We start from the raw sequence: 21,827 nt of genomic DNA on the forward strand, positions 1-21,827 counted from the left end.
GGGTCTGCCGCGATGATGCCGCTGCTGCGCCATCAGAGCGTCTTCTTCCTGATCATGCGGCGCCTGCGCGCGCCGTTCATTGTGCTGATCGTCATCATCGCGACCTCGGTGTTCGGCCTCACGCTGGCGCCCGGAGTGGATGCCGACGGCAAACCCGCGCACATCAGCTTCTTCCACGCGCTGTACTTCATCAGCTACACCGCGACGACGATCGGCTTCGGCGAGATCCCCTACCCCTTCTCCGACCAGCAGCGGCTTTGGGTCCTCGTCTGCATCTACCTGTCCGTGATCGGCTGGGCCTACACGATAGGCACCGTGTTCGCCCTGCTCGCCGACCGCAACCTGCAGCAGGCGATACGCACGCAGAGCTTCATGCGCGCGGTGCGCAACCTGCGCGAGCCCTTCTATCTCGTGTGCGGATTCGGCGAAACCGGGCGGCTGATCTGTGACGCGCTCGACCGCCTCGGCTTCCGCGCCGTGGTCGTGGAGCTGGACGAAGCCAGGGTCGGCGAGATCGAACTGCACGGCTACCGTGCCGACGTCCCCGCTCTGTCCGCGGACGCACGCAACCCCGAGACGCTCACCTTTGCGGGCCTCACGCACCGCAGCTGCATCGGGGTGATGGCATTGACCAACGATGACAGCGCAAACCTCGCGATCGCGATCGCCGCGCGCCTGCTCGCGCCCGGCATTCCCGCCCTGTGCCGCGCCGAATCGTCCGATACGGCCGCCAACATGGCCTCCTTCGGCACGCGCCACATCATCAATCCGTTCGAGAAATTCGCCGAATACCTCGCCCTGGCCCTGCACGCACCGGCAGCGTGGCACCTGCTGACATGGCTCACGGGCGTGCCCGGCACCGCGATGGAACGCCAACGCGACCCGCCCCGCGGCGAATGGGTCCTGTGCGGACACGGCCGCTTCGGGCGCATGCTCGCTCAAGTCCTCGAACGCGAAGGCGTCCCGCTCACGATCATCGACCGCAACGCGGCTCCACCAGCATCGTCGGCGCGCTGGGTGCAGGGAGAGGGGACCGGCGCACACGCGCTCGAAGCGGCCGGCGTACGCCGTGCGGCGGGCATCGTCGCGGCCACCGCCAACGACGTCGACAACCTGTCGGCGGTGGTGACGGCGCGGGAACTCAATCCGGCGCTGTTCGTGATCCTGCGCCAGAACCACTTCGCGAACAATTCGCTGTTCGAGGCCTTCAACTACGACGTGAACGTCGTTCCCAGCCGCATCATCGCGCACGAATGCCTCGCAATCCTCACGACGCCGCTGCTGGTGCCCTTCCTCGATGACATGAAGCGGCACGACGAAGACTGGTGCGGCCGGCTGCTCAAGCGCCTGACCGGACAGTTCGGCTGGGATATCCCGGCAGTATGGAGCGAGCGCATCGACCTCAGCCGGGCCCCTGCGCTGTACCGCAAGCTGATGAAGGGTGCGACGGTCGAACTGCAGTCGCTGCTGAAATCACCATCGAACCGCGACGACGCCCTCGCGTGCGAGATCCTCCTGCTGCGGCGGGACGACGACCATCTGCTGACCCCCGCGGGCGACACGCAACTGCGACCAGGCGACGAGCTGTTGCTGGTGGGCACGGGGGAAGCCCGGAGGGAGTTCGGCCTGCTGATCTCGAACGACCATGCGCTGGTCTATGTCCTCACGGGCACCGACCTTCCCGGCGGCTGGATCTGGGAGCGGCTCTCACGTCCCCGACACGAGCCGAGCTGAACTTGGCACCGCCGGTCCGCGTCGTCGCGGGAATCACTCGGACGGGACCAGCACCACCGTTTCGCTGCCGAAACACACCGTCGCGCCCGGCCGCAATTTCGCGCGCTTGCGCGATTCCACCTTGCCATCGACCGTGACCCGCCCCGCCTCGACGGCCGCATGGGCCTCGCCGCCGGAGCCGGTTAGCCCGGCCGCCTTCAGCAGTTGATCGAGCTGGATATATTCGCCGCGCACGGCAAACGAAACCGTCATGCATTCCTCCCGCGCAGCCGCTAGCTGCGCAATTCAAATTGATCGACGCGAAGCCGTCAGCCTACACTGCCGGCTAACCGTTTGCCGTCCTATTGCCGCCACGACCATGTCCGACGACCTGCTGCAGCGGATCGACCGCACGCTCAGTCGCGCAGCCGACTCCGGCGCGCTCCTGCCCATCCGCACCGAACGGACCCCGATCCAGGACTCCGGCATCGGCTTCACCGTGCGCTGGGTATCCACGCTCGCCCACAAGGACGCCGCGCGTGTCGAGGCCGCGGTGAAACGCGACCCGGACTTCAATCCCTTTCTCCCGCCCGACCCGGAACTGACCGTCGGCCCACTCGGCGACCTGCACCTGGGCGTGCTCAACAAGTTTCCCGTCATCGACCGTCACCTGCTGATCGTCACGCGCGAGTTCGAGGCGCAGACGACGCCGTTGACGCGGGCCGACTTCATCGCGCTCGCGACCGTGATGTCGTCGCTCGACGGACTCGGCTTCTACAACGGCGGCAGCGAAGCGGGCGCCAGCCAGCGCCACAAGCACCTGCAGTGGATTCCCGACGCCGAGGAGACGGCCCGCCTGGGCCTGTTCACCGATCAGCTGCCCGCGGACCTGCCCCCCTTCGCACACGCGACGCACGAGGCGCTGCCCTGGCGTCACACTTTCGTGCGCCTGCCCGCATGCGACGACGCCATGTCGCTTGGCGAGGCCATGCACCAGGCGTTCCGCAACGGCTGCGAAGCGCTCGGCATCGACCCCGCGTCGGACCCCATGCCGCCCTACAATTTCCTCGTGTCGCGCGACTGGATGACGGTGATTCCGCGCATCCGCGAGCGCCACGAGAACATCTCGGTCAATGCGCTGGGTTTTGCCGGCTCGCTGTTCGTGCGGCGCCCCGAAGAGATCGAGACCGTGCGGGCAATCGGCCCGCTCAGACTGCTCGCGGCCGTCGCACGCCCGCGCTGATCAGCCGGCCAGCCCCGCTGAGGCACGCGGCTGCAGCGGCGCCAGCCCGATGTGCGCGCGCAGCTCGTTGCATTTCGGATTCGGCGAGCCGTCCGCCTCATGCGACGGAAACTCGCGGCAGGTCGTCGGACGCCGGTCGTAGATCTTGCACGACACGCGCCCGCCGGGCCGCCCCTCCAGCGCCACGCAACGGCGCGGCACCTCGTTCGTCCCGTTCATGCAGCGCAGGTGAAGATTGAGCTTTTCCGTCAGTTCCACGGGCACGCAACCGCCCGGCGCGTCATCCGCCTCGCCCCAGTAAAACGACACGCGGAACTGCACGCAGCACATGCCGCAGTCGAGACAGGGGTTCGGATCGCTCATCGCAAGTCGGCAGTCAGGACAGATTTCCGCGCGATTCTACCCAAGGCATTCAGGCAGCTGAAGGTAAGGGGACGGACGGGCCGCCGCTCCCTCACAGGGGCGGCAATCCGTGGCGCCGCCGCGCGCGGTCGCACGCATCCTCGCAGATACCGAGCGCCGCATAGGGCGCGAAGTCACGGCAGGGTGACGGCCGCCCGGCATAGATCGAGCAACCGACGCGGGTGCCGATCTCGCCCGCGAGCGCGACGCAGCGCGGCAGCGCCTCGTCGGTGCCGCGCATGCGCACAAGCTCGCCGGTCACCGGAACGGTCATCGCGTCGGGCACTCCGCCCGGGGTCGCACTGGCCAGTTCGGAACGATGGAAATCGACGCGGAAAGCGGCACAACAGGCTCCACAACGGGTGCAGTGGTCGTCGCTCACGCAGTACCCCGCATCCGTGCGAAACGCCTCACTCGATCGCTCCGCAGCACTTCTTGTACTTCTTGCCGCTGCCGCAGGGGCAGGGATCGTTGCGGCCGACCGCAGCCGGCGTGTGCATCGCGGGCTGCTCCACGGACAGTAGCGCTGGCGCCGCCATTCCGAGCGTACGCCATTGCCCGAGCACCGTCTCGATGCAGTTCACCGCCTGCTCGAGCCACGCCAGGCGGGTATCCTCGTCCGCCAGTTCGGCGTCGTCCGAGGCCCAGGGCGCCATCAGGTCGTCGAGCGCATTGCGCACGGTCTCCGCGGCTTCGCCGGGCAGTCCCGCGTCCCAATCCTCGGGCCACAGTTCGAGGCCCTGCGCAAAGCCCTCGACCCACTCCTCGCCGATCGCGATCGTGTCGCCCTCGCTCGCCGCGTAGCAGAACGGCTCCCATCCTTCCGGTTCTCCCAGGGTGGTCGCGAGCTCGTTGTAATAGCGCCGCACCAGCCGGATCGCACGCTGCATCTGGCTGCCCGACCCGAAGGAGATCTCGTCCCCGTGCGCCGACCACACCGGCGGCAGCCACTCCTCCGGCCCGATCGGCACGGGCGAGGCGAGGACGGCGGCGAGGTAGCCGTCGAGCATCTCGAGGTCCATGCAGTCCTCGGGCACGACGTCCGAAGTCAGCAGCTCTTCGAGCGCCTCGAATTCCTCGTCGTCGAGCAGGTGGGGGTTATCGATATCGGGGCTTGCAGCGGTTTCGTTCGTCATCATTTGTCTCCGGAATGCTTTTCAGCGTGCGCTATCCTCATGCCGCGCGCAAGCCTGCGCGTCGAGATCGCAAACCAGCCGGAACAGCGTCTGGCCGGAATCGCGGTACTTGCGCTCGAACGGCGTCAGCGGCGCGGGCGCCTCGAAGGCCTCCCAGGCGACTTCGCGGCCGATCACCAACCCGAGCGCACACGCGAATTCCTCGATATAGACGTCCCAGTTCGTGCGGCACTCGAGCACACCGCCGAGCCGCGGAATGAAAGGGAAGACCGGATGGGCGTGCCAGCGGCGCGCAAGGTGGCCGATCTTGGGCCAAGGGTTCGGATAAAGGATGTAGTGACGGGCAAGGTGCAGGCCGGATTCGCTCAACAAGCGCCAGTAATCGACCAGATCGGCGCGCACGAACACCATGTTCTTCGGCAGCAGCGCATCCGGATAGGGCTTGCGGCGCTTGAGGCGATCCTCGGACTGGTCGACGCCGATCACCCAATGATCGGGAAAGGCGCGGGCAAGCTGGATCGTGCTGTGGCCGACGCCGCAACCGGCGTCGAGGATCAGCGGTGCGCTGCGGTCCCAGCCGGCAAGGCTGGCCTCGAACGCGGCACGGTTGTAGTCCAGGCAGGGTTTGCGGAAGGGTTCGGCGAGGTGGCGCTGCACGCGCCGCACCAACTGCTCATGCACGCCCGTCTGGGCGCTCTCGGGGATGCGCGAGTTCGCGTAACTCATCGGATTCGTCCGGTTCAGGCTGCCAGCGGCAGCGTTGCGGCGGCAATGCCGTGGCGCACGAGGGCGGCATCGATCTCGGTAGGCCGGCGCACCGCACGTACGTCGCGGAACAGGTGTTCGGCCTGCGGGTAATTGCGGCGCAGCAGGTTCAGCCACTGCTTGAGGCGGCCCGGCGAATGCGGCGCCCGCAGCCTTTCGTGGGCCCGTCGCCAGTAGAGGGCGAGCAGCGGCTGCAATTCTGCCCACTCCGCGTCGCGGTCGATGGCGCAATCGCCTGCACCACCATGCGCACGCAAGCGTCGCGCGAGGAAGGGATCGGCAACCGCCCCGCGCCCCAGCATCACGTCGGCAACCCCGCTCTCGGCGCGGCAGCGCCGCCAGTCCGCCTCGGACCACACTTCGCCGTTGGCGGCCACGGGAATATCCACCGCCTCCGCGATGCGCGCGACCCACACCCAGTGCGCGGGCGGACGGTAACCGTCGAGTTTGGTACGCGCATGCACGACCAAGCCCTCCACGCCCCCGGCGGCGAGCGCCTGGGCGCACTCGACCGCCTTCGAGGTATCGGCGACGCCCAGCCGCATCTTCGCCGTAAACGGCGTTCCCGCCGGCACCGCAGCTCGCACGGCCGCCGCGATGCGATACAGGAGTTCGGGCTCGTCGAGCAGTACCGCTCCGCCGCGATGGCGGTTCACCGTCGGGGCCGGACAGCCGAAATTGAGGTCGACGCCCGGAGGCGCGAGTTCGACCAGATTCGCCGCATTGTCCGCAAGGCAGGAGGGGTCCGAGCCCAGCAGTTGCAGGCGTACCGGCACGGCGGCCGCGGTCCGCCCGCCTGACAGCAGCTCGGGGCTGACGCGCCGGTAGCAGCGGTGTGGCAGGAGCGTGCCGGACACGCGCACGAATTCGCTCACGGCCCAGTCGTAGGGACAGGCGCGGGTGAGCACGTCGCGCAAATCGGCGTCGAGCAGACCTTCCATCGGCGCGAGCAGCAGACGCACACCAACTCCCTGAAAAAAGGGCGGTATTGTAAGCCCATCGGCGATCCGGGCGAACATGGCGACGACGCCCGCCCGCCGCCGGCACCGGCGTCCCCGCCCGGGCACTTTTCCTCGCTTGCCTTATGGCGACCAATCGAGGATAATTCCCGGTTTCCACCAGTTGTCAGGGCGGCCACATTCACCGCCCGCTTGTTCAAGGAATCGCCATGAAAGCGGATATCCACCCGAATTACAACGCCGTTCAGGTCACCTGCTCCTGCGGCAACTCCTTTGAAACCCGCTCGACGATGGCCAAGCCCGTGCTGCACGTCGAAGTGTGTTCCGCCTGCCACCCGTTCTACACCGGCAAGCAGAAGATCGTCGACACCGCCGGTCGCGTCGAGCGTTTCCGCCAGAAATACGGCAGCGTTCAGCGTCTTGGCTGAACCCCGGTTTCCGGTCACGACGAAAAAGGCAGCCTCGGCTGCCTTTTTTGTTCCCCGAAACACGGCACAGCTTCCCGCTCCGGCTAGAATTCCGCACCCGACGTTCGGACGCCTCCGCATAATGACGGATGGCGCAACATGACATGACTGGAGAATCCTTCCGGATCTCGACCATCCGACGGCATCTGTACGGTGCGACCGGCCTTGCGCTACTCATCGCCCTGTACCTGCTCACCGGACTGACCGGCCACGATCCCTGGCGCGGCGACGACGCACGCCACTTCGGCCCGATCCTGGAAATGCTGCAGGGAAACCACCTGCTGTTCCCCGCGATCGCCGGCCAGCCCGAAACGGATTTCCCGCCGCTCTACTACTGGACCGGCGCCGCGTTCGCGCGCCTGCTCGCCCCGTTCCTGCCCCTGCACGACGGTGCCCGGCTGGCGACGACGCTGTTCACCGCCCTGGCGATCTTCTGGATCGCACGCGCGGCATCCCGCCTTTACGGCCGTGAGACCCGCACCCCCGCGGCGCTGCTGACCCTCGGTACGCTGGGCCTGGTGCTGCACGCGCATGAAACGCAGCCGATGATCGCGCTGATTGCGATGCAGGCACTCACTCTGGCGGGTCTCTCGCACATGCCGACCCGCCCGGCGCTCGGCGGCGTCCAGGCCGGCCTCGGCGCCGCCCTCGCCTTCCTCGCCGGCGGCCTGCCGGGGATCATGCTCACGCTGCCGCTCTTCCTCGTCGTCATCGCCTGCAGCCCCGAATGCCGCAACCCGCGTGCGAGCAGCGGACTGATCATCGGCCTGAGCCTCGCGATCGGCGCGTCGGCACTATGGCCGCTGGTGCTGCATTACCAGTCCCCCGACCTGCTCGCGCTGTGGTGGCGCACCGAATGGCACGACCTGTGGGCCGAAGCGATGAGCGGCAACGACTTCACGCGACTCGTCGAAGTCCTCGGCTGGTTCGCCTGGCCGCTGTGGCCGATCGCCCTGTGGTCGCTGTGGCGTACGCGCCGGCACCTACTGCACACGTCCTCCCTGCTGCCGATCGCGGCCCTCGTGCTCGCACTTGCCTGGATCATCCTGCACGGCAGCGTGAACCCGGTCTCGATGCTGCCTGTCGTGCCGCCGCTCGCGCTACTCGCGGCCTCCGGCACACCGACCCTACGGCGCGGTGCGGCGAACGCATTCGACTGGTTCGGGATCATGACCTTCGGCGTCTTCGCGCTGCTCGTGTGGACCGCCTGGACGGCGCAGGTCTTCCTGTGGCCGCCCGGCCTCGCGCGTCACCTCGTGCGCCTCGCGCCCGATTTCGCGCTGCGTGCGCCGGAGATATCGGCCCTCACCGGCATCGTCATCTCCGCGGCGTGGGTAGGGCTGGCATGGTGGCTGCCGCGCTCGCCGAACCGCGCGCCGGCAAACTGGGCGCTCGGGATGACAATGCTGTGGTGCCTTACGATCGCGCTGCTCAAGCCCTGGTTCGACCATGACCGCAGCTATCGTCCTGCCGCCATGTCACTGAAGATCGCACTGGCCGGCGAACGCGAGGACTGCGTCGCGATGTTGGGCCTGTCCACCAGCCAGCGCACCTCCTTCCACTACTTCGCCGGGATTCGCCCCGAGAAGGTCGTCAACAACGAGACGCAGTGCGGATTCCTGTTGGTCGTCGACGATCGCGGCAGCACCCAGAAGCTCGAGCGGGAATGGCAGCAGATCTGGGAATTCCGCCGCGGCGGGGGACGACAGCTGGAAATCTTCCGCCTGTACCGGCGCGACTGAGCCCGGGCCGCACCCGCGATGCCGTGCGCCGGCACCGGAGGCGCGGATGCGGGAAGCGGCTCAGCCTTCGAGGCGCAGAAAGTTGTCGCGATAGTGCCGCAATTCGCCGATCGATTCGTAGATGTCCGACAACGCCTCGTGCTTGCCCTTCTTGGCAACGCCCTTGTAGACCTCCGGACGCCACCGGCGCGCGAGCTCCTTCAGCGTCGATACGTCGAGATTGCGGTAGTGGAACCACGCCTCGAGCTGCGGCATGTAGCGCGCCATGAAGCGGCGATCCTGACACACCGAGTTGCCGCACATCGGCGAGGTGCGCGCCGGCACATACTGCTGCAGGAAGGCGAGCATCTGCGCCTCGGCATCCGCCTCGCCGATCGTCGACGCCTTGACGCGGTCGGTCAGGCCGGACTTGCCGTGCGTGTCGCGGTTCCACTGATCCATCCGGTCGAGCACGCCGTCGGGCTGATGGACGGCAATCACCGGCGCTTCCGCAACGGTGTTGAGCTGCGAATCGGTAATCACGACCGCGATCTCGATGATGCGATCGGTATCGGGCTCGAGGCCGGTCATCTCCATGTCCAGCCAGATGAGGTGATTCTGATCCTGTGCCATAATCGTCCGCCCCGCTTGAGCAAAGGCGCGATTGTGGCATAGATGCCGCGCCGCCCGCCCACTCGTCTGCCACCCCACTCGCCCGCATGTCCCCGGAAACCTTCTCGTCCCTGTTCCTCGCCGCCGCCGCACTGACCCTGTTCGCCAGGCTCGTGCTCATGAAGCGCCAGATCGGGCACGTGCGCGCGCACCGGGAAGCCGTGCCGCCCCCGTTTGCCGAATCGATCAGCCTCGAATCGCATCGCAAGGCGGCGGACTACACCGTCGCGCGGATGCAGCTCGGCACCATCGATGCCGCAATCGGCACCGCCTACGTGCTTGCCCTCACGCTCGGCGGCGGCCTGCAGGCCATCCACGACCTGCTCGCCGGAACCTTCGCGACCGGATCGCTCGCACACGGTGTCGCCCTGCTCGCAGCGCTCGGCATCGCCGGCTGGGCCATCGAGCTCCCGTTCGCGCTCTACCGCACTTTCGGCATCGAAAAGCGCTTCGGCTTCAACCGCATGACCCCCGGCCTGTACCTGGCCGACCTCGCCCGCGAGGCGATGCTTGCCGCGCTGATCGGCCTTCCCGTCCTCGCCGCAGTGCTGTGGCTGATGGGCGCCATGGGCGAGCGCTGGTGGCTGTGGGTGTGGCTCTTCTGGCTCGCGTTCAACCTGCTGGCGCTCTTCATCTGGCCGACCTTCATCGCGCCATTGTTCAATAAATTCACGCCGCTCGCCGACGAAGCCTTGAAGGCACGCGTGGAGGCCCTGCTGGCGCGCTGCGGCTTTCGCTCCCGCGGCCTTTTCGTGATGGACGGCTCGCGCCGCTCGGCGCACGGCAATGCCTACTTCACCGGCTTCGGCGCCGCCAAGCGCATCGTCTTCTTCGACACCCTGTTGGAAAAGCTCCGGCCCGAGGAAGTCGAGGCGGTGCTGGCGCACGAACTCGGCCATTTCCACCACCGCCACATCTGGAAGCGCCTCTCGGTCATCTCCGCGGCGAGCCTCGGCCTGTTGTGGCTGCTCGGCTGGCTGATGGGGCAGGCGTGGTTCTTCGCCGGATTGGGCGTCTCCCCCGCGTCGGCCGGCACCGCCGTCGCACTGGCCCTGTACGCATTGGCCCTGCCGTGTTTCACCTTCCCGGCCGCCCCGCTGATGAGCTACTGGTCGCGGGTGCATGAATTCGAGGCCGACGCTTACGCCGCGCGGCAGACGCGTGCCGCCGATCTTGCACAGGCACTCGTCAAGCTCTACCGGGACAACGCCTCGACACTCACGCCCGATCCGCTGTACTCGAGCTTCTTCGACTCCCACCCGCCGGCCGCGCTGCGTGTGGCACGCCTGCGCTCCGCCAGCTGAGACCAGACATTTCGTGAGCAAGCCCCACCAGAACCGCGGCACGACACATGAAGGCGTGATCATCGCCGCCTTCGGCCGCCATTACGAGGTCATCGTCGCGGGACAGGCCGGGCAGGATGAAAGCCGGCTAAAGTGCTACCCGCGGGGCAAGAAAAGCACCTTCGCGTGCGGAGACGAAGTCGAGATCGAAGCCAGCGGCAGCGACCAGGGCGTCATCACGGCGCTCAAGCCGCGCCGGAACCTGCTGTGGCGTTCGGACGCTTTCCGCGAAAAGCTCATCGCCGCAAACCTCAGCCAGGTCGTGCTGGTGACGGCGACCGAGCCCGGGTTCTCGGACCTGCTGATCTCGCGCTGCATCGCTGCGGCCGAAAGCCAGCACCTCAAGACCCTGATCGTTCTCAACAAGGCCGACCTCGCCGGCCCCCTGCCCGCGGCCCGCCGCATGCTGGCCCCCTTCGAACGGCTCGGCTACGAGGTCGTCGAAATGAGCGCACGCGCCGGCGCCGACAGCCTGCGACCGTATCTCGCCGGCCAACGCAGCATCTTCGTCGGCCAGTCGGGGATGGGCAAATCGACGCTCACCAACGCCCTGATTCCGGAAGCCCGCGCAGCGACACGCGAGATCTCCGAAGCGCTCAACAGCGGCAAGCACACCACCACCTTCGCCCGGCTCTATCCGCTCGACGGCGGTTGGCTGATAGACAGCCCGGGACTACAGGCCTTCGGCCTCGCCCACCTCACGCCCGACGAACTCGCCGCGAGCTTCGTCGAATTCCACGACCACCTCGGCAAGTGCCGCTTCCGCGATTGCCAGCACGAGGCGGAACCGGGCTGCGCCTTGCATTCGGCGGTCGACTCCGGCGCAATCGATGCGCGCCGCTTCGGCCACTTCCTCCAGATCCGCGACGAGATCCGCCAGGCGAAGCGGCAGTCGCAGGGCTGGTAGGCCCAGCCCCGGGCAGGATCGAAAAAAAACCCGCCGAAGCGGGTTTTTTCATGCCGGGATACCGGATCGATCAGATGCGTTCCCAGATCGTCGTGATGCCCTGGCCGCCGCCGATGCACATCGTCGCCATGCCATAGCGGCCGTTGACGCGGATCAGCTCGTGCAGCAGCTTGGTGATGATCACGCCGCCAGTCGCGCCGACAGGGTGACCCAGCGCGATCGCACCGCCGTTCGGGTTGGTCTTCTTCGGATCGAGTTCAAGCCCCTTGTTCACCGCGATCGACTGCGCCGCGAAGGCTTCGTTCGATTCGACCACGTCGATCTTGTCCAGCGACAGGCCGGCGCGCTGCAGCGCGAGCTTCGACGCCGGGATCGGGCCTTCGCCCATGAGATCGTTCGGCACGCCTGCGATCGCGTAAGCGACCAGACGCGCGATGGGCTTGTGACCACCGGCAGCCGCCTTGGCAGCGTCAGCCAGCACGAGGAAGGCCGCAGCGTCATTGATACCCGAAGCGTTGCCTGCGGTGACGGAACCGTCCTTCTTGAAGGCGGGCTTCATCTTGCCCAGCGCTTCCATGGTGGTCATGCGCGGATGCTCGTCGGTATCGAACACGACCGGGCCCTTGCGGGTTTCGAAGGTGATCGGAACGATCTGGCTCTTGAAGCGGCCGTCGGCGATCGCAGCGGCAGCGCGGTTCTGCGACTCGAGCGCGAAGGCGTCCTGTTCCTCGCGGCTGATGCTCCACTTGGAGGTCAGGTTCTCGGCGGTGATACCCATATGGCCGACGCCGAACGGGTCGGTCAGCACCGCGACCATCGCGTCGATGGCCTTGGCGTCGCCCATGCGGGCGCCGTTGCGCAGTGCCGGCAGCAGGTAGGCGCCGCGCGACATCACTTCGACGCCGCCGCCGATGGCGAAGTCCGCATCACCCAGCATGATCGCCTGGGCCGAGTTGACGATGGCCTGCTGCGCCGAGCCGCACAGGCGATTGACCGCGAAGGCCACCGAATCCATCGACATGCCACCCTGGATCGTCGCGACACGCGCGACGTAGGGATAGCGCGACTCCGTCGGGATGCAGTTGCCGACGGTGGCAAAGGTCACCTGCTTCGGGTCCACTCCGGCACGGGCGATCGCTTCCTTGACGACCACACCGCCCAGTTCGGCCGGCTCCATATCCTTCAGCGAGCCGCCGAAACCACCCACCGCCGAACGGACTGCGCTCAAAACCACAACTTCACGATTCGCCATCAGTGCTCCCTCCTGGATGTTAGGCACCAACCCAGCCGGCAATCACCAGCAGGGCCAGCATCAGCAAACAGAGCACCAGTGCGCGCCAGATCAGGCCCACTGTGCTCTGCATGTAGTCGGCGTCGGCCTCTTCCCCGACGCCCATTTCCGGTCGTTCGACAATCTCGCCGGATTCATGGACTGGCATGCCGAGGCGCACACCGAGCGCACCCGCACCTGCCGCGATGAGTATACCGGACGCCCTGTCAGCCCAGAGCATCGCCTGCGTGCGCCAGCAGAAAACTGCGTCCTCGAAATCGCCCACGATCGAGAACGACGCTGCGGTCAGGCGCGCGGGCAGCCAGTCGATCAGTTCGAAAGCCTTGCGGGCGAAGCGCCCGAACTGCCCGAACTCGGCATCGTTGCGCCCGCCCCACTCCTCCCCGAGGAAGCGCGCAAGACGGTACAGAAGGGCGCCGCTGGGTCCCGGCAGGACGATGAACCAGAAGATCACGCCGAACACGTTGCGGTGGGCGGCGACGAGCCCCTCCTCGATCGCCAGCCGCGCGACCTCGCAGGAGCTCGCGCCGACATACTGGCCGCCGCGCCATTCGCCCAGCAGCGAGCGCGCACGATCAAGTTCGCCCATGCGCAGTGCGAGATGGATGTCCGTGAAGAAATGGCTTTCCTGGCGGAAACCCATCGTCAGATAGAGCACCGCGATGTTGAAGACCACCGCCAGCAGCGGATGGACGAGCCACAACAGGAAGAAGGCAAGAGCGCCGCCCGCGGCCACCGAGACGACGGGCAGCAGCCACGCAACCACGCCATTGCGAGCCTGGCCGTCGTTGAAGCGTTCGACGAGGATGCCCGACAGGCGATGAAGCGGATCCAGAACGATTTGCCGCACCGGCAACGGCCGTACCTGCTCGAGCAGCAGCGCAACAATCAGCGAAAGAAGCGTCATTCGTAGTGCGATTGAGGAAAGGGGTCCGGGCCCGTGATATCTGGCCACGATACCATAAAAGCGCGGCACGATTGTGCAATGCGGAAAGTGTGCCCGCGAAATCGGAACGACGCTCTGGACAACAGCGCAGGCACGATTGTTGCGGTTTTCCGAACAGTGCATGCCACCGGTGCCGGTTTATCGTCCCGGAGGAGCTCCCTAGACTGCTGTAAACGGGGCAAGCCAGGAACGGCCGCCCTCCCGACACGCAATGGAGCCCACATGAACACGATGCCCACCCTCTTCGTTTCCCACGGAGCGCCCACCTTCGCGCTGGAGCCGGGAGAAGCAGGACGCGAACTTGCAGCTCTTGCGCAGACAATTCCCACACCCCGCGCAATCCTCATCGCCTCGCCCCACTGGATGAGTCCGGCCCTGGGCCTGACGGCGAGCGCACGGCCGGAAACGATCCACGATTTCGGTGGTTTCCCCGCGCCCCTGTACGACTTGCGCTACCCGGCGCCCGGCGATCCGGCGCTCGCCGCCCGCGCGGTCGGCCTTCTCGCCGCCGCGGGCGTGGATGCGCAGCCGGACCCGCGTCGCGGGCTGGATCATGGCGCCTGGGTGCCGCTGCTGCACATGTACCCCGATGCCGCCGTGCCGGTCGTGCAGATCTCGATGCCGGGACGCCGCCCTGCGAGCTGGTTCCACGCCATCGGCCGGGCGCTTTCCCCGCTGCGCGACGAAGGCATCCTCATCGTCGGATCGGGCAGCCTGACGCACAACCTGTACGAGTTCACGGGCACTGCGGCCGGGACGACGGCTTACGTCGGCGCCTTCGCACAATGGATCGCCGATACGCTGGCCGCCGGCGACGTCGACGCCCTGCTCGACTACCGGCGGCTCGCGCCGCACGCCGAGCGCGCCCACCCGACGGACGAACACCTGATGCCGCTGATGTTTGCCCACGGTGCCGCCGGTACGGACGCACAGGCACGGCGCCTCGCGGCTGCCGACGTGCGCTACGGCATGCTGGCGATGGACGCCTACGTCTTTGGCGAGGCCTGACTCCGCCGCGCGGCCAGGGCAGCCGGCGGCCGAGCGCGCAAAAGTGCGCAGAGCCGTCGACCAGACCGATGCACGCAAGCATCTTCCGCGTTAATATAAGCATTTGCTTTTATTTACGAGGAGAGGGTGATGACGATCGCACGCCTGGCCCTGGCTGCCGCAATTGCGGGTGCAGCCCTGCCGGCTTTAGCACAGGAATTTGCCCTGATGACCGAAGCACGCGCAGCGGCGACAAGCCTGCCGCCGCGGCTCGTCACCGCGCTCAACGAGGAGATTGCCAAGAGCGGCCCCGAGGGCGCGATTCCCGTGTGTCGCGACATGGCGCCGAAGATGGCCAAGGAAATCGTCGCGAGCACCGGCTGGCAGTTGAAGCGCGTGACGCTGAAGGCGCGCAATCCCCAGCGCGCGACCCCGGACGCATGGGAGCGGGCGACGCTGGAGGAATTCGATCGCCGCGCGGCGGCAGGCGAGAACCCGGCGAGACTTGAAAAGGGCGAGATGGTCGAACAGGCCGACGGCACGCGCGCGTTCCGCTACGCGAAGGCCCTGCCGACGCAGCCGCTGTGCCTGAACTGTCACGGCCCCGAGGACAAGCTCACGGCAGCGGTGAAGGCGCGCCTGGCCGAACATTATCCGCAGGACCGTGCGACGGGCTACAGTGAAGGCCAGGTCCGCGGGGCCATTGTCGCGACGAAACCGCTGTAAGCACATGTTATGGATCCGGCGGACGCCCCCGCCGGCAATGGAGTTGATGATGCCGGTCGATACCCTGACCCTGCCCTGTCCGCACTGCGATGCGCTGAACCGGGTTCCGGCGGCGCGCATGGACGACGAGCCGAACTGCGGCAAGTGCCACGCACCGCTGTTCGCGCACAAGCCGCTGACGCTCACGGCGACGAATTTCGCGCTCCATGTCGAGCGCAGCGACCTGCCGCTGCTGGTGGATTTCTGGGCGCCGTGGTGCGGCCCCTGCCGCATGATGGCCCCGGCCTTCGAGGAAGCCGCACGCACGCTCGAACCGCAGATGCGCCTCGCCAAGGTGAATACCGAGGAAGAGCAGGAGCTTGCGGCGCGTTTCGCGATCCGCAGCATCCCGACGATGATCCTGTTCCGCAACGGACAGGAAGTGGCGCGGCAGTCGGGCGCGATGAATGCAGGCGCGATCGCGCACTGGGCGCGCAGCCATGAGCTCTGACCGCGCGGCGGGGCAATCGGGGTTGCGCGGCGGGCGCCGGAGCCCGCGACACGCCGGGGAGTGGATCTGATGTTGGCAGTGGTGCAGCGCGTTTCGGAAGCGCGCGTGGTGGTGGACGGCAGGATTACCGGCGCGATCGGCGATGGCCTGCTGGTGCTGGTGTGCGCCGAGCGCGGCGATCGTCGCGCGGAAGCGGACAAGCTGCTGGGCAAGATCCTGAAGCTGAGGATCTTTTCCGACGAGGCCGGCAAGATGAACCGCTCCGTGCAGGACGTGCAGGGCGGACTGCTGATCGTCAGCCAGTTCACGCTCGCGGCCGACACCACGGGCGGGAACCGGCCGAGCTTCACGAACGCTGCGGCGCCGGACGAAGGGCGCGCGCTGTACGAGCATTTCGTCGCCGAGGCGCGCAAGGCTCACGAGCAGGTCGGAACCGGCGAGTTCGCGGCGGAGATGCAGGTGCACCTCGTCAATGACGGACCGGTCACCATCCCGATGCGCATCGCCCCGGCAAGCTGAAGGTTTCTCCCGCACGCCCGGCCTTATAAACCGGAAACGCAGCCCCTTACGTTCTCACCGTGTCATACCAACAGGAAGCACTCATGACCGCCCGCCCGATTGCCCTCCCCGCACTCCTCACCGCCGCACTGCTCGCGGGCTGTGCGCAGACGCCGCCCTCGGCGCGCCCCGTCGCGTACGCCTGCGATGCGGGCAAGGGCTTTTCGGTGGCCTACCAGCCATCGGGCGACGCGACGATCGACATTGCCGGCATGCGCTTCGGACTGATGAAGGAGGCCGCCGATGGCGGCAGCGAACGCTACGGATGCGGGGCGCTGACGCTGTGGCGCACGGGCAACACGGCACGCGTGGATATGCAGGGCGCCGGCATGTACGAAAACTGTCGCGCGCACGAATGAACATGGCCATTGGAACGCGTTAATATTGAAAATCCACCGGCGGAGACCTGGATCATGTTCTACGGCATCACCGACCTGACGACCTTCGTTCTCGGCACGATCTTCATCGTGCTGCTACCGGGGCCGAACTCGCTGTATGTGATGTCGGTCGCCTCCCGTCTGGGCGTTGCGGCGGGCTATCGCGGCGCCTGCGGCATCTTCCTTGGCGACACCGTGCTGATGGTGCTCTCCGCGACGGGTGTCGCGTCCCTGTTGCAGACGACGCCCGCGCTGTTCCTGGTACTCAAGTACGCCGGCGCAGCCTATCTCGCGTGGGTGGGGCTCGCGCTGCTGCGATCGGCAATCGCCGGCTGGCGTGACAAGGCGGCGGGCACGGCGGCACCGGTGCAGGAGCCCGCCGATGCGACGCGGCCCTTCCGCACCGCCCTGGTGATCAGCCTGATGAACCCGAAGGCGATCCTGTTCTTCGTGTCCTTTTTCATCCAGTTCGTCGATCCCGGCTATGCCTACCCGGTGCTGTCGTTCGCGATCCTGGGCACGATCGTGCAAGTGTGCAGCGCGATCTACCTGTCGGCCCTGATCTTCGGCGGTGCGCACCTCGCGGCGCAATTCCGCCGCCGTCGGCGCCTGTCCGCGGCAGCGACCGGCGGGGTCGGCGGGCTGTTCATCGGCTTCGGCGCAAAACTGGCGAACGCGACCCTGGGGTGATTTCCCTCGCGGCGTAGCGCGAGAGGCCGGCTCGCCCGCTGTGGCGGCCGGCCACCTTGCGTGGTTTATCCGTTCTGCGGCGCTTCGGTCTTGCGCGGACGGCGGCTACGCGGTGCGCTCTTGCGGGCGGCGGGCTTGGCCTGTGCCTCTTCCGCGCCGGGAACCGTCGCAGGCGCAGCCGCAGGCTCGGGAACCGGGGCCGCCGGAACGGGCGCTGCGGCATCCGCGTTGGCCGGTCCGGACTTGGCGGGTTCAGCCTGCGCGGATTCGGCCTTCGCTGTCGAAGTCTTGCCGCGGCGCGGCCGACGCGCCCCCGCCTTGACGGGCTCCGCCGGCGGCACGGCAGCCTGCTCCCCTGCGGCCTCGGCCGCTGTAGCGGCGGGAGCCGGCTGTGCGGCCTTCACCCGCCTGGACGCTCTGGTTTCACGCTGGGGCTGAGGCTGGAGATCGGGCTGGCGTTGGGCGGGCTCGGCTTCGGCTGCCTTCGGCGCTTCGGTCCTGCCCCCTTCCGTCCTGCCGCCTTCCGCCACGGCTTCTGCCTTCTTCGCCGCAGACTTGCGTCCGCCCCGCTTGCGGCGGGATTCGTGCCGGCCGGACGGCTCTTCGCCCGCCGGACGTTCCGCCACCGTCGCGGACGCCGCTTCGCCATGCGCAGCTTCGCCCGCGGCCGGCACGGCCTCGACCGCAGCACCGTGCTCCGCAGCTGCCTCGCCGACCGATTCGGCCGCTGCCGCCCGGTTGCTGCGGTAGACATAGGCGCCCGATTTCTCGTCGCGGCCGAACTCGAGCAGACCGCGCGCCTGGGCTTCCTCGAGCAGGTTGCCGAAGGCGCGGAAGCCGTAGTACGACTCGTTGAAGTCGGGCTTGCGGCGCTTGATGGCCTCCTTGAGCATCGATGCCCAGATGCGCACGCCGCTGTCGCCGCGCTCGGCCACCAGCGCGTCGAAGGTCTCGACGGCGATGTTGATGGCCTTGAGCTTGCGCGCCTCGACCTCGTCCTTGCGGTGCTTTTCCTCCTCGGGCGTGCGCTTGGTCGAGGGCTGGGCTTCGCGCGTTTCGCGCTTGGCCACGCGCTGGCTCTCGCGCACGAGGTCGTCGTAGAAGATGAACTCGTCGCAGTTGGCGATCAGCAGGTCCGAGGTGGATTGCTTCACGCCGACGCCGATGACCTGCTTGGCGTTCTCGCGCAGTTTGGACACCAGCGGGGAGAAGTCGGAGTCGCCGCTGATGATGACGAAGGTGTCGACGTGGGATTTCGTGTAGCACAGGTCGAGCGCATCGACGACGAGGCGGATGTCGGCGGAGTTCTTGCCCGACTGGCGCACGTGCGGAATCTCGATCAGCTCGAAGTTGGCCTCGTGCATCACGGCCTTGAAGCCCTTGTAGCGCTCCCAGTCGCAATAGGCCTTCTTCACGACGATGCTGCCCTTGAGCAGCAGGCGTTCGAGCACCGGCTTGATGTCGAATTTCTCGTATTTCGCGTCGCGCACGCCGAGCGCGACGTTTTCGAAATCGCAGAACACCGCCATGCTGACGTTGTCATGGGCTGAAGCCATAAGGTTCTCCGGTGGGGTATCGGGTGCGGTCGCGGGGACTGCACAAGGCGCACATGATAGCCATTCCTGCAGCGGGGATGCGCGTCACATGCCGCGGCCCGCGCTGCCTTTGCCGCCATCCTCGCACACCAGCCGCCATGCGAACCACATCCCGAGCATCGCGTTCGCGAGGGCAAGGCCGGCGACCAGGGCAAGCCCGAGGGGGTTGAGCGGATAGCTGCGCAGGATCCACGCGAACGCCGACGACAGGATGTTGAGCGCGATCATCACCCAGAACGCCGGATTGCGCGGCTGGAACAGGCGCGAGAGCTTCATGGCCGCCTCTTCATACCACGCGATCGGGCGGCGTGCGGCCGGCGAAGAAGGCATCGACGTTGTCGAGCACGCGCATGCCCATGCCGACGCGCGTTTCGCGCGTGGCGCTGCCGAGGTGCGGCAAGAGGACGACGTTTTCGAGTGCGAGCAAGCCCTCGCTGACCTTCGGCTCGGCTTCGAACACGTCCAGCCCCGCGCCGGCGATGGTGCGGTTGCGCAGCGCGTCGACCAATGCGGCCTCGTCGACGACTTCGCCGCGCGCGGTGTTGATCAGGAAGGCGTCGGGTCCCATCAGGGCGAGGCGTTCGCGGTTGATCAGGTGGCGCGTCGCGGCGCCGCCCGGGCAATGCAGGGACACGAAATCGGCGTCGGCCAGCACCTCCTCGACCGAGTCGCACTGCCGTGCGTCGAGCCCGGCGAGCGTTTCCGCCGCCACACGGCTGCGGTTGAAGAACACGATCTTCATGCCGAAGCCGTGCTGCGCTCGCATCGCGACGGCACGCGCGATGCGGCCCATGCCGATGAGGCCGAGCGTCTTGCCGCTCATCCGCGTGCCGATCATGTGCGTCGGGCGCCAGCCGGTCCAGCTGCCGCTGCGCACTTCGCGTTCGCCCTCACCCGCACGCCGGGCAACCATCAGCATCAGCGTGATCGCGAGGTCGGCGGTACAGTCGGTGAGGACGTCGGGGGTGTTCGTGACCGTAATCCCCCGGGCCCTGGCGGCATCGATATCGATGTGGCTGTAGCCGACGCCATAGTTGGCAATGAGCTTCGCGCTCGGTGCCGTGCCGAGCACGTCGGCGTCGATGCGGTCGGACACGGTGGCGAGCAGCGCGTCGCACGAGGCCAGCGCCGTGCGCATCTCGTCGCGCGTAAAAGGGTGATCGTCGGCGTTGAGGCGGACGTCGAAGCGCTCGGCGAGCATGCGTTCGACTTCGGCGGGCCACCGGCGGGTGACGATGAGTCGGGGTCGGGTCATGTTCTTCATCCTGCTTGTTATTCGCGGTGATTTCGGTCCGGCTGCGGGCGCATAACGCAGATTGTGCGGACAACGGCGGCGACGGATGCGATTGCAGTACGCGCGCCACCGCCGCGGACGCACCCCGAACAATACCCGCAGGTCGCACCGGAGGGGATCGGGCGCAACCCCAACGAGACGATCTATCGCCTTTGGCGGCGTGCGCGCGGGAAACCTTGGCTCCGTGCGTGCACTCCAAGGGATGCGATCGACCACGGATCGCGGCAGCGCGCGGGAGTCCGCCACGTGAGCATCCTGCCCCTGAGTTCGACGCTCGGCCTCTTCGGCACGAGCGCCCTTCGTCCCGTTTCGACGAATTTCGCCGCGACGGCGGCCAGCTTGTCGCTGTTCTCCGGGTCCTCGACGATCGTCGATCTGTCGAGTTTCGGTCAGCTCCTGTCCGCCGTCGCGAACTTCGAGAACCGCCTCGCGGTGCTGCGCCCCGGATCGTCGGACAGCGGAATCGGGCGGAATTTCGGCACGGACTTCGGCAGTCTCGCGGCCGAGGCGCAATTCTTCGTCGACAGCTTCAACAGCCTGCAAGGCAGCCTCGGCGAACTGAATCTCCTGTTCGGCACGGTCCCCGCCTCTTCGCCTGCCGCGCAGCTGTCGGCGGGCTTGCAGACCCGCACCGACGAAAGTTTCGACAATGGCGATTCGGCCCTCACGCAGTTGTCAGACCTCGGCATCGAACTGCAGCGATCGTTGCTGCCCGGTGCCGGCGGCCGCCTGAGCATCGACATGGAGGCGCTGCGCACGGCCTTCGAGGCGGACCCCGAAGGCAGCTTCTCCCTGCTTGCGCGCGCGGCCGACGCATTCGCCACGACGGCGAGGGAATTTACCGCATCGAGCGACGGCGTGAGCTCGCTGCTCGCGGCGCAGCTCCAGTTCTCGTCCCTGCAGCTGACGCTCGGCCTGTTCGACGGCGGCAGCGATTCCTCGCAAAGCGGACTCCAGAACCTCACCGACCTCCTCACCCTGGCTTCGCTCGGCAATGGCGGACCGGACTCGCAGGCGCGCATCGTGGCCGCGCTCAACGAATTCTCGCTCGTTTCCTCGCTGCTGGGCTGAACTGAACACCCCCTGCCACTCCCGGCGTTCTGGCGAAATCCGGGGTTTTCGGGCTATCCACAATGTCATAGACTAAGCGAATTGTTTCAATTGATTTCAAGAGCCGACCTTTGACCGACCGAGCGACGATCACGACCCCCGCCGCCCCCTCTCACGGGCCCTTGTTCCTCCGACCCATCCGTACGCGTATCCGCCACAAGATCACACTGGCGGTGATCCTCGCGATCACCGTAGCGATGGGGATCAACGAGACTCTTCACAGCTGGTTGCAGGAACGCAGCGCACTGCAGGAACGCGAGCGTTCCCTGACGGTGCTGACCAACAGCATCGCGCAGGGCATCGAGGCGATCATGCTGACGGGCTCGACGGAAGCCGCCGTGTCGTTCACGAACCATTTCAAGGATGTGCCCTACATCCGCGATTTCCGCATCGTCCGCTAAGACGGCAAGGAAGCGTTCGGCGACAACCGGACCA

26 protein-coding genes are annotated in these 21,827 nt (G+C 67.2%); 14 read left to right on the top strand and 12 right to left on the bottom strand.

What is annotated here, in order from left to right:
* Positions 1-12: 12 nt before the first annotated feature.
* Complete coding sequence (locus F464_RS0124545; protein ID WP_018992508.1) at positions 13-1,734, top strand: potassium channel protein; 1,722 nt, start codon at positions 13-15, stop codon at positions 1,732-1,734.
* 33 nt (positions 1,735-1,767) lie between these two features.
* Here the strand turns inward: F464_RS0124545 and F464_RS0124550 are convergent, their stop codons facing one another.
* Positions 1,768-1,986: an RNA-binding S4 domain-containing protein gene (locus F464_RS0124550; RefSeq protein WP_018992509.1), complete on the bottom strand. Its 219-nt coding sequence runs from the start codon at positions 1,984-1,986 to the stop codon at positions 1,768-1,770.
* 106 nt (positions 1,987-2,092) lie between these two features.
* Here F464_RS0124550 and F464_RS0124555 point away from each other — a divergent pair, with 106 nt between their 5' ends.
* Entirely contained in the window at positions 2,093-2,956 is an 864-nt protein-coding gene (locus F464_RS0124555; protein WP_018992510.1) for an ATP adenylyltransferase family protein, read from the top strand.
* Here F464_RS0124555 and F464_RS0124560 read toward each other — a convergent pair whose 3' ends face one another.
* The 5 genes from F464_RS0124560 to F464_RS0124580 form a co-directional block, all read right to left on the bottom strand.
* Entirely contained in the window at positions 2,957-3,319 is a 363-nt protein-coding gene (locus F464_RS0124560; protein ID WP_018992511.1) for a YkgJ family cysteine cluster protein, read from the bottom strand. It abuts the gene before it with no gap.
* 91 nt (positions 3,320-3,410) lie between these two features.
* A complete protein-coding gene (locus F464_RS0124565; RefSeq protein WP_026296295.1) occupies positions 3,411-3,740 on the bottom strand; it encodes a YkgJ family cysteine cluster protein in 330 nt (109 codons plus the stop codon).
* Positions 3,741-3,768: 28 nt separating this feature from the next.
* Entirely contained in the window at positions 3,769-4,494 is a 726-nt protein-coding gene (locus F464_RS0124570; RefSeq protein WP_018992513.1) for a UPF0149 family protein, read from the bottom strand.
* Between the two features lie 21 nt (positions 4,495-4,515).
* Positions 4,516-5,220 carry a tRNA (guanine(46)-N(7))-methyltransferase TrmB gene (trmB, locus tag F464_RS0124575; protein ID WP_018992514.1) on the bottom strand — a complete coding sequence of 235 codons (705 nt, stop codon included), beginning with the start codon at positions 5,218-5,220 and terminating at the stop codon, positions 4,516-4,518.
* A gap of 14 nt (positions 5,221-5,234) precedes the next feature.
* Positions 5,235-6,221, bottom strand: a complete 987-nt coding sequence (locus tag F464_RS0124580; protein ID WP_018992515.1) for a tRNA dihydrouridine synthase — start codon at positions 6,219-6,221, stop codon at positions 5,235-5,237.
* A gap of 206 nt (positions 6,222-6,427) precedes the next feature.
* On the opposite strand from F464_RS0124580, the gene rpmE reads away from it, so the two are divergent.
* Together rpmE and F464_RS0124590 are read left to right on the top strand one after the other, a co-directional pair.
* Positions 6,428-6,646: a 50S ribosomal protein L31 gene (gene rpmE / locus F464_RS0124585; RefSeq protein ID WP_018992516.1), complete on the top strand. Its 219-nt coding sequence runs from the start codon at positions 6,428-6,430 to the stop codon at positions 6,644-6,646.
* A 143-nt stretch (positions 6,647-6,789) separates the two neighbouring features.
* The gene (locus F464_RS0124590) at positions 6,790-8,427 is read left to right on the top strand and encodes an ArnT family glycosyltransferase (protein WP_018992517.1); all 1,638 of its coding nucleotides are present in this window, start codon (positions 6,790-6,792) and stop codon (positions 8,425-8,427) included.
* A gap of 60 nt (positions 8,428-8,487) precedes the next feature.
* On the opposite strand, the gene orn is transcribed toward F464_RS0124590, so the two are convergent.
* Positions 8,488-9,039 (bottom strand): oligoribonuclease, encoded by a 552-nt coding sequence (orn, locus tag F464_RS0124595; protein ID WP_018992518.1) that lies wholly within the window; start codon positions 9,037-9,039, stop codon positions 8,488-8,490.
* 86 nt (positions 9,040-9,125) lie between these two features.
* Between orn and F464_RS0124600 the strand changes: the two genes are divergently transcribed.
* Both F464_RS0124600 and rsgA read left to right on the top strand, forming a co-directional pair.
* Positions 9,126-10,382, top strand: coding sequence for a M48 family metallopeptidase (locus tag F464_RS0124600; protein WP_018992519.1), 1,257 nt, complete (start codon positions 9,126-9,128; stop codon positions 10,380-10,382).
* Between the two features lie 13 nt (positions 10,383-10,395).
* Positions 10,396-11,328, top strand: a complete 933-nt coding sequence (gene rsgA, locus F464_RS0124605) for a ribosome small subunit-dependent GTPase A (protein ID WP_018992520.1) — start codon at positions 10,396-10,398, stop codon at positions 11,326-11,328.
* Between the two features lie 70 nt (positions 11,329-11,398).
* On the opposite strand, the gene F464_RS0124610 is transcribed toward rsgA, so the two are convergent.
* Both F464_RS0124610 and F464_RS0124615 read right to left on the bottom strand, forming a co-directional pair.
* Entirely contained in the window at positions 11,399-12,580 is a 1,182-nt protein-coding gene (locus tag F464_RS0124610) for an acetyl-CoA C-acyltransferase family protein (protein WP_018992521.1), read from the bottom strand.
* 19 nt (positions 12,581-12,599) lie between these two features.
* A complete protein-coding gene (locus F464_RS0124615; RefSeq protein ID WP_018992522.1) occupies positions 12,600-13,526 on the bottom strand; it encodes a CobD/CbiB family protein in 927 nt (308 codons plus the stop codon).
* A gap of 261 nt (positions 13,527-13,787) precedes the next feature.
* Between F464_RS0124615 and F464_RS0124620 the strand changes: the two genes are divergently transcribed.
* The 6 genes from F464_RS0124620 to leuE all read left to right on the top strand — a co-directional run bounded on the left by F464_RS0124620 (position 13,788) and on the right by leuE (position 17,393).
* Positions 13,788-14,573, top strand: coding sequence for a DODA-type extradiol aromatic ring-opening family dioxygenase (locus tag F464_RS0124620; RefSeq protein ID WP_018992523.1), 786 nt, complete (start codon positions 13,788-13,790; stop codon positions 14,571-14,573).
* 129 nt (positions 14,574-14,702) lie between these two features.
* Positions 14,703-15,278 carry a Tll0287-like domain-containing protein gene (locus F464_RS0124625; protein ID WP_018992524.1) on the top strand — a complete coding sequence of 192 codons (576 nt, stop codon included), beginning with the start codon at positions 14,703-14,705 and terminating at the stop codon, positions 15,276-15,278.
* A 49-nt stretch (positions 15,279-15,327) separates the two neighbouring features.
* Positions 15,328-15,768, top strand: a complete 441-nt coding sequence (gene trxC / locus F464_RS0124630; protein ID WP_157354148.1) for a thioredoxin TrxC — start codon at positions 15,328-15,330, stop codon at positions 15,766-15,768.
* Positions 15,769-15,837: 69 nt separating this feature from the next.
* Positions 15,838-16,287, top strand: coding sequence for a D-aminoacyl-tRNA deacylase (gene dtd / locus F464_RS0124635; RefSeq protein WP_018992526.1), 450 nt, complete (start codon positions 15,838-15,840; stop codon positions 16,285-16,287).
* Between the two features lie 83 nt (positions 16,288-16,370).
* Positions 16,371-16,685, top strand: a complete 315-nt coding sequence (locus F464_RS29500) for an MliC family protein (RefSeq protein ID WP_018992527.1) — start codon at positions 16,371-16,373, stop codon at positions 16,683-16,685.
* 54 nt (positions 16,686-16,739) lie between these two features.
* The gene (leuE, locus tag F464_RS0124645; protein ID WP_018992528.1) at positions 16,740-17,393 is read left to right on the top strand and encodes a leucine efflux protein LeuE; all 654 of its coding nucleotides are present in this window, start codon (positions 16,740-16,742) and stop codon (positions 17,391-17,393) included.
* A 65-nt stretch (positions 17,394-17,458) separates the two neighbouring features.
* On the opposite strand, the gene F464_RS0124650 is transcribed toward leuE, so the two are convergent.
* From F464_RS0124650 to F464_RS0124660, 3 genes are all read right to left on the bottom strand, one after another.
* Complete coding sequence (locus tag F464_RS0124650; protein WP_018992529.1) at positions 17,459-18,949, bottom strand: NYN domain-containing protein; 1,491 nt, start codon at positions 18,947-18,949, stop codon at positions 17,459-17,461.
* Between the two features lie 84 nt (positions 18,950-19,033).
* Entirely contained in the window at positions 19,034-19,264 is a 231-nt protein-coding gene (locus F464_RS0124655) for a hypothetical protein (protein ID WP_018992530.1), read from the bottom strand.
* Between the two features lie 10 nt (positions 19,265-19,274).
* Positions 19,275-20,243 (bottom strand): 2-hydroxyacid dehydrogenase, encoded by a 969-nt coding sequence (locus F464_RS0124660; protein WP_026296296.1) that lies wholly within the window; start codon positions 20,241-20,243, stop codon positions 19,275-19,277.
* Between the two features lie 285 nt (positions 20,244-20,528).
* Between F464_RS0124660 and F464_RS0124665 the strand changes: the two genes are divergently transcribed.
* Positions 20,529-21,353 (top strand): hypothetical protein, encoded by an 825-nt coding sequence (locus F464_RS0124665; RefSeq protein WP_018992532.1) that lies wholly within the window; start codon positions 20,529-20,531, stop codon positions 21,351-21,353.
* 161 nt (positions 21,354-21,514) lie between these two features.
* Positions 21,515-21,793, top strand: a complete 279-nt coding sequence (locus F464_RS0124670) for a hypothetical protein (RefSeq protein WP_018992533.1) — start codon at positions 21,515-21,517, stop codon at positions 21,791-21,793.
* Positions 21,794-21,827: the final 34 nt, after the last annotated feature.

The organism is Aromatoleum toluclasticum ATCC 700605 (assembly GCF_000378245.1).
Lineage (GTDB): Bacteria > Pseudomonadota > Gammaproteobacteria > Burkholderiales > Rhodocyclaceae > Aromatoleum > Aromatoleum toluclasticum.